At 70.8% G+C, this 5,633-nt stretch carries 4 protein-coding genes; all 4 read right to left on the bottom strand.

Features of this window, described 5'->3' with window-relative positions; translation table 11 throughout:
• Window positions 1–1,699, bottom strand: a 1,699-nt coding sequence (locus D588_RS0119220; RefSeq protein ID WP_017917141.1) for an NADPH-dependent 2,4-dienoyl-CoA reductase, incomplete at its 3' end; no start/stop codon positions are given.
• Between the two features lie 508 nt (window positions 1,700–2,207).
• Entirely contained in the window at window positions 2,208–3,230 is a 1,023-nt protein-coding gene (locus tag D588_RS0119215; RefSeq protein WP_017917140.1) for a zinc-binding alcohol dehydrogenase family protein, read from the bottom strand.
• Window positions 3,231–3,272: 42 nt separating this feature from the next.
• The gene (locus tag D588_RS0119210) at window positions 3,273–4,307 is read right to left on the bottom strand and encodes an aldo/keto reductase (protein ID WP_017917139.1); all 1,035 of its coding nucleotides are present in this window, start codon (window positions 4,305–4,307) and stop codon (window positions 3,273–3,275) included.
• Window positions 4,308–4,353: 46 nt separating this feature from the next.
• Complete coding sequence (locus D588_RS25490; protein WP_017917138.1) at window positions 4,354–5,382, bottom strand: SGNH/GDSL hydrolase family protein; 1,029 nt, start codon at window positions 5,380–5,382, stop codon at window positions 4,354–4,356.
• Window positions 5,383–5,633 lie beyond the last annotated feature (251 nt).

Below are 5,633 nucleotides of genomic sequence, written 5' to 3'. Positions count from 1 at the left end.
TGCGCGCCGGCGGCTCCGGGCGCGGCTTGCACAGCGCGCCGCGGCCTTCGAACTGCGGGTCCACGCCCCATTCGGCCATCCACCGCGCCGGGTCCAGCGCGGTCGACGCACCGGCGTGCACCAGGAACTCGCCGACATCGAAGCCGATGCCGCCGGCGCCGATGATCGCCACCTTGTCCGCCGCCTGTACCCGGCCCTGCAGCACGTCCAGATAGCTGACCACGCTGGGATGATCGGCGCCGGGGAAGTCCACCGCGCGCGGCACGATACCGGTGGCCAGCACCACCTCGTCGAAGTCGGCCAGCAGCGCCGCATCGGCGGTGGTGTGCAGGCGCAACTCCACGCCGGTGGCGTCGATCTGGTGGCGGAAGTAGCGCAGCGTCTCGTGGAATTCCTCCTTGCCGGGAATGCGCTTGGCCACGTTGAACTGGCCGCCGATCTCGCTGGCGCTGTCGAACAGGGTGACGCGGTGGCCGCGCTGCGCGGCCACGGTGGCGCAGGCCAGGCCGGCCGGGCCTGCGCCGACCACGGCGATGCGCTTGGGCGCGCGGGTCGGCAGGTAGTTCAGTTCGGTCTCGGCGGCCGCGCGGGGATTGACCAGGCAACTGGCGGTCTTGTTCTCGAACACGTGGTCCAGGCAGGCCTGGTTGCAGGCGATGCAGGTGTTGATCGCCTGCGCCTGGCCGCGCTGCGCCTTGTTCGCCCATTCCGGGTCGGCCAGCAGCGGCCGCGCCAGCGACACCATGTCGGCGCCGCCGCCGGCCAGGATGCGCTCGGCCACGTCGGGCATGTTGATGCGGTTGGTGGCGATCAGCGGCAGCCGCACGTGCGGCTTGAGCTTGGCGGTCACCGCGGCGAAGGCCGCGCGCGGCACCGAGGTGGCGATGGTCGGCACGCGTGCTTCGTGCCAGCCGATGCCGGAGTTGATGAGGGTCGCGCCGGCGGCCTCGATCGCCTGCGCCTGCAGCACGATCTCCTGCCAGTCGCTGCCGTCCTCGACCAGGTCCACCAGCGACAGCCGGTAGACGATGATGAAGTCCGGTCCGCAGGCGGCGCGGATGCGGCGCACGATCTCCACGGCGAAGCGCATGCGCTTGGCCGCGTCGCCGCCCCAGGCGTCATTGCGGCGGTTGCTGCGCGGGGCGATGAACTCGTTGATCAGATAGCCTTCCGAGCCCATCACCTCGACGCCGTCGTAGCCGGCCTCGCGCGCCAGCTTGGCGGCATGGGCGTAGGCATCGATCTGGCGTTCGACGCCGCGCGCCGACAGCGCACGCGGGGTGAACGGATTGATCGGCGCCTTCAGTTTCGACGGCGCCACCGACAGGGGGTGGTAGGCGTAGCGCCCGGCGTGCAGCAGTTGCAGGCAGATCTTGGCGCCATGCGTGTGCACCGCGGCGGTCACCTGCCGGTGCGGGCGCACTTCCCATGGCCAGGACAGCTTGCCGCCAAACGGTTTCAGCCAGCCGACCACGTTCGGCGCGAAGCCGCCGGTGACGATCAGGCCGACGCCGCCGGCGGCGCGCTCGGCGAAGTACGCGGCCAGTTTGGGGAAGTCGCGGGCGCGGTCCTCCAGGCCGGTGTGCATGGAGCCCATCAGGATGCGGTTGCGCAGCTGGGTGAAGCCCAGGTCCAGCGGGGCGAACAGGTGCGGGTAGGCGGTGGGGGTGGGGTCGGGCTGGCCGGGGGCGGGCGACATGGCGTGGATACGCAGGCGTACGGAAGGGCGCAGGGTGCCGTGAAACCTGGCTGGCGGCAAGAGGGGCGTTGCCTTGAGCCGCCTTTACATCCTTCTGGGATTTTGAAGCATGACGCTTAGAAGCAAGAGCAACAGCTTCCGCTGGCGCGGGTCACTTTTCTTTGCTTGTGCAAAGAAAAGTAACCAAAAGAAAGCACACCCCGCAGCGCGCCTTCCGCGCTGCGCGCTCCAGGTTCGCAGCCACGACGGGGATTCGCGGAAGGGGCATCCTGCCCCTGCCGCGAACGGCGCACATCCATGTGCGCCGCCCTTCGGGTTTTTCCCCGCCGCGTCTGCCGCGCTGAGGGGACCCGGTAGATCAAAAGCACAGCAACAGCAAAGAGCAACAGCGAAGGCAGCAGCAACAAAAGCAGCAGAAGAAGCTGAGCTATCAGTCACGGTCGGCCGATGACCGCTACGCGCTCAAAGCGGGGCGATCGCGCCAATGTTTCGATCGCTGCGCCGCCACTCAGCCCCAGCCGACCAGCGCCAGTTTGCCGATGGTGCTGCCCGACTCCAGGCGCCGGTGCGCCTCGCGCAGGGTGGTGGCGTTGATCGGGGTCAGGGTCTCGGTCAGGGTGGTGCGCAGTTCGCCGGCGTCCACCAGGCTGGCGGTGCGTGCCAGGATGCGGTGCTGTTCGATCATGTCCTCGGTGCGGAACCGGGCGCGTGCGAACATCATTTCCCAGTGGATGCCGATGCACTTGGCCTTGTACGGGTCGCCGATGTGCAGCGGACCGCTCGGCTCGACGATCAGCCCGACGTGGCCCTGCGGCGCCAGCAGCTCGCCCAGCGCCTGCCAGTAGCGGTCGGTGTCGGCCAGGTTCAGCGCCGCGTCCACCTGGTCGATGCCCAGTGCCTGCAGCTGCGGCGCCAGCTCCTGGCGATGGTCGATCACGTGGTGCGCGCCGAGTTGCAGGCACCAGTCGCGGGTCTGCGGCCGCGAGGCGGTGGCGATCACCTCGAAGCCGGCATGCCGCGCCAACTGGATCGCGATCGAGCCGACCCCGCCGGCGCCGCCGATCACCAGCAGGCGGCGGCCGCGGTTGTGTTCGTCGTCGAAGTCGAACGGCATGCGCTGGAACAGCAGCTCCCAGGCGGTGAGGGTGGTCAGCGGCAGCGCCGCGGCCTGGGCGAAGTCCAGCGTGGCCGGCTTGCGCGCGACGATGCGCGCGTCCACCAGTTGGTACTGCGCGTTGCTGCCGGCGCGGGTGATGTCGCCGGCGTAGTAGACCTCGTCGCCCGGCTCGAAACCGTCGACCTCGGGCCCGACCGCCTCGACCACGCCGGCGGCGTCGTAGCCCAGCACCTTGGGCTGGCCGTCGCTTGCGCCCTTGGCGCGGACCTTGGTGTCCACCGGATTGACCGACACCGCCTCCACCCGCACCAGCAGGTCGTGGCCGGCGGGCGCGGGGGGCGTCGGCAGGTCGAGGTCGTGCAGCGACTGCGGATCGTCGATCGGCAGGGGATGGAGGGTGGCGACCGCTTTCATGGAGGCTCCTGGACGTGAAGGAAAGGAGGGCACGGCCGCGGCTCAGACCGGCCGCGGGTTGCGCTCGGCGAAGCCGCGCTGGTGCCAGTACGGATACGCCGGTACCGCCGCGCTGGCCGCATCCAGCTGTTGCACGTGGGCGGGATCGAGGGTCCAGCCGACCGCCCCCAGATTCTGCCGCAACTGGTCTTCGGTCCGTGCGCCAATGATCACGCTGCTGACCGTCGGCCGCTGCAACAGCCAGTTCAGTGCGATCTGCGGCACGCTGCGGCCGGTTTCGGCGGCGATGGCTTCCAGGGCGTCGATCACCCGGTACAGGCGCTCCTCTTGCACTGGCGGGCCGGCCTCGGTGACCGCCTTGTCGTGCAGGCGGCTGCTCTCCGGCAGCGGCTGGCCACGGCGCAGCTTGCCGGTCAGCCGGCCCCAGCCCAGCGGGCTCCACACCAGCGCGCCCACGCCCTGGTCCAGGCCCAGCGGCATCAGTTCCTCCTCGTAGTCGCGCCCGATCAGCGAGTAATAGGCCTGGTGCGCGACGTAGCGCGACCAGCCGTGGCGGTCGGCCACCGCCAGCGACTTCATCAGGTGCCAGCCGGAGAAGTTGGATACGCCGAGGCAGCGGATCTTGCCGGCACGCACCAGGTCGTCGAGCGTGGACAGGGTTTCCTCCACCGGCGTGTGCGCGTCGAAGCCGTGCAACTGGAACAGGTCGAGGTAGTCGGTGCCCAGGCGGATCAGCGCCGCTTCCACTGCGCGGATCAAATGGAAGCGCGAGGAACCGACGCTGTTGGGCGACGCGCGGTCGAAGCGGAAGCCGGCCTTGGTCGACAGCAGCACCTGGTCGCGGCGGCCCTTGATCGCGGCGCCCAGCACCGATTCGGCGGCGCCGCCGGAGTAGACGTCGGCACTGTCGAACAGGGTGACGCCGGCCTCCAGGCAGATATCGATCAGGCGCCGCGCCTGGTCCACGTCCGAGTTGCCCCAGGTGGCGAAGAAGGGATCGGTGCCGGCGAAGGTGCCGGTGCCGAAGCTGAGCACGGGAACCTTGAAGCCGGATGCGCCGAGATGACGGTATTCCATGGAGAACTCCTGATGAGGGAAGGAGGAAGGGAGGGGAGAGAAGGCGTCAGCGCGCCGCGGCGTCGGTGTCGACGGCGTCGGTCGCAGCGGAGGTGGAAGCGGCTGCGGTGGCGCCGAGCAACTGCGCGGCGGCCTCGGCCATGGCCGCGTAGCCGGCGTCGCCGGGATGCAGGTGATCGCCCGAGTCGAAATCCGCGCGCATCCGCGTGGGATGCGCGGGGTCGCGTAGCAGGGCGTCGACATCCAGGATCGCGTCGAAGCCGTTGTCGGCGCGCAGCCAGGCATTGACCTGCTGGCGCACGGCCTCTTTCTGCGGGCTGTAGTAGCCGGGGATCGGCGAGTCCGGCAGCGCGCCCTCGAACGGGGTGAGAGTGGCGCCGATCACCCGCAGGCCGCGCGCCTGCGCGCGCTGCAGCACCTGCCGGTAGCCGGCGATCAGGTCCTCGGCCTGCACCGGCGCATCGTCCGGCGCGAACGGCGTGCCGTACCAACTGATGTCGTTGATGCCCATCAGCAGAATCACGGTGTGCACGCCGGGCTGCGCCAGCACGTCGCGGTCCAGCCGCGCCAGCGCGTTGCGGCCCATGCGGTCGCGCAGCACGCGCCCGCCAGAGATGCCCGCGTTGAGCACCGCCACCCGCTGCGCGGCCAGCCGCGTGGCCAACTGGTCCGGCCAGCGCCGGTCCTGCCCCGGCGTCGACGCGGCGCCGTCGGTGATCGAATCGCCCAGCGCCACCACCGCGCCGATGGCATCGGCGCGGCGCACCTGGATGCCGCTGACGAACAGCCGCACCGGCAGCGCCGTGGCATCGGCCAGCGTGGCGTCGGCGGTGCGCTCGCCCTCGGCCAGCCAGGCGCTCTGCAGGCCCTCCCAGTGGAAGGTGGACGGTGCGGTCGGCTGCGGCAGGTACAGACTGATGCTGAGCCGGGCCAGGTCCGGCACGCTCAGCGCCACCGGGTCGCTGAGCACCGGTGCGCCCGGCGGCACGGTCACCTCGGTCTTGCCGCCGAAGCGCAGCGCCGTCGCCGGCCAGCGCCAGCGACGCGGCGCCGATGTGCAACGGCGCATCGCCATAGGCGTTGCTCAGTTCCACCCGCACCTCGCTGCCGCCGAGGCTCACCCGCGCCACCTGGCGCACGGTCTGCCGCCACAGGTGGAACGGCGTCTGCGTCGGGAACGGGAAGTTCGCGGCCCACAGCGGTTGCGGGCTGGCCTGCCAGGTCGCGACCCAGTCGCGTGGCGCCGCGTCGGCCGGCAGCGCGAGGGTGCCCAGCAGTGCCGTCGCCAGCGCGGCCGTCGCCATCGCCCGGCTCATGCCGCACCGC

This window comes from Xanthomonas sp. SHU 308 (assembly GCF_000364645.1).
GTDB classification, from domain to species: domain Bacteria; phylum Pseudomonadota; class Gammaproteobacteria; order Xanthomonadales; family Xanthomonadaceae; genus Xanthomonas_A; species Xanthomonas_A sontii.
The sequence above is the reverse complement of the archived record's forward strand: the minus strand, read 5'-3'. Positions and strand labels throughout refer to the sequence as shown.

What these genes read in the sequence shown, in the direction of transcription:
- D588_RS0119215 (WP_017917140.1), bottom strand. Translation starts at nt 3,230, where the DNA reads ATGAAAGCGGTCGCCACCCTCCATCCCCTGCCGATCGACGATCCGCAG.
- D588_RS0119210 (WP_017917139.1), bottom strand. Translation starts at nt 4,307, where the DNA reads ATGGAATACCGTCATCTCGGCGCATCCGGCTTCAAGGTTCCCGTGCTC.
- D588_RS25490 (WP_017917138.1), bottom strand. Translation starts at nt 5,382, where the DNA reads ATGGCGATGCGCCGTTGCACATCGGCGCCGCGTCGCTGGCGCTGGCCG.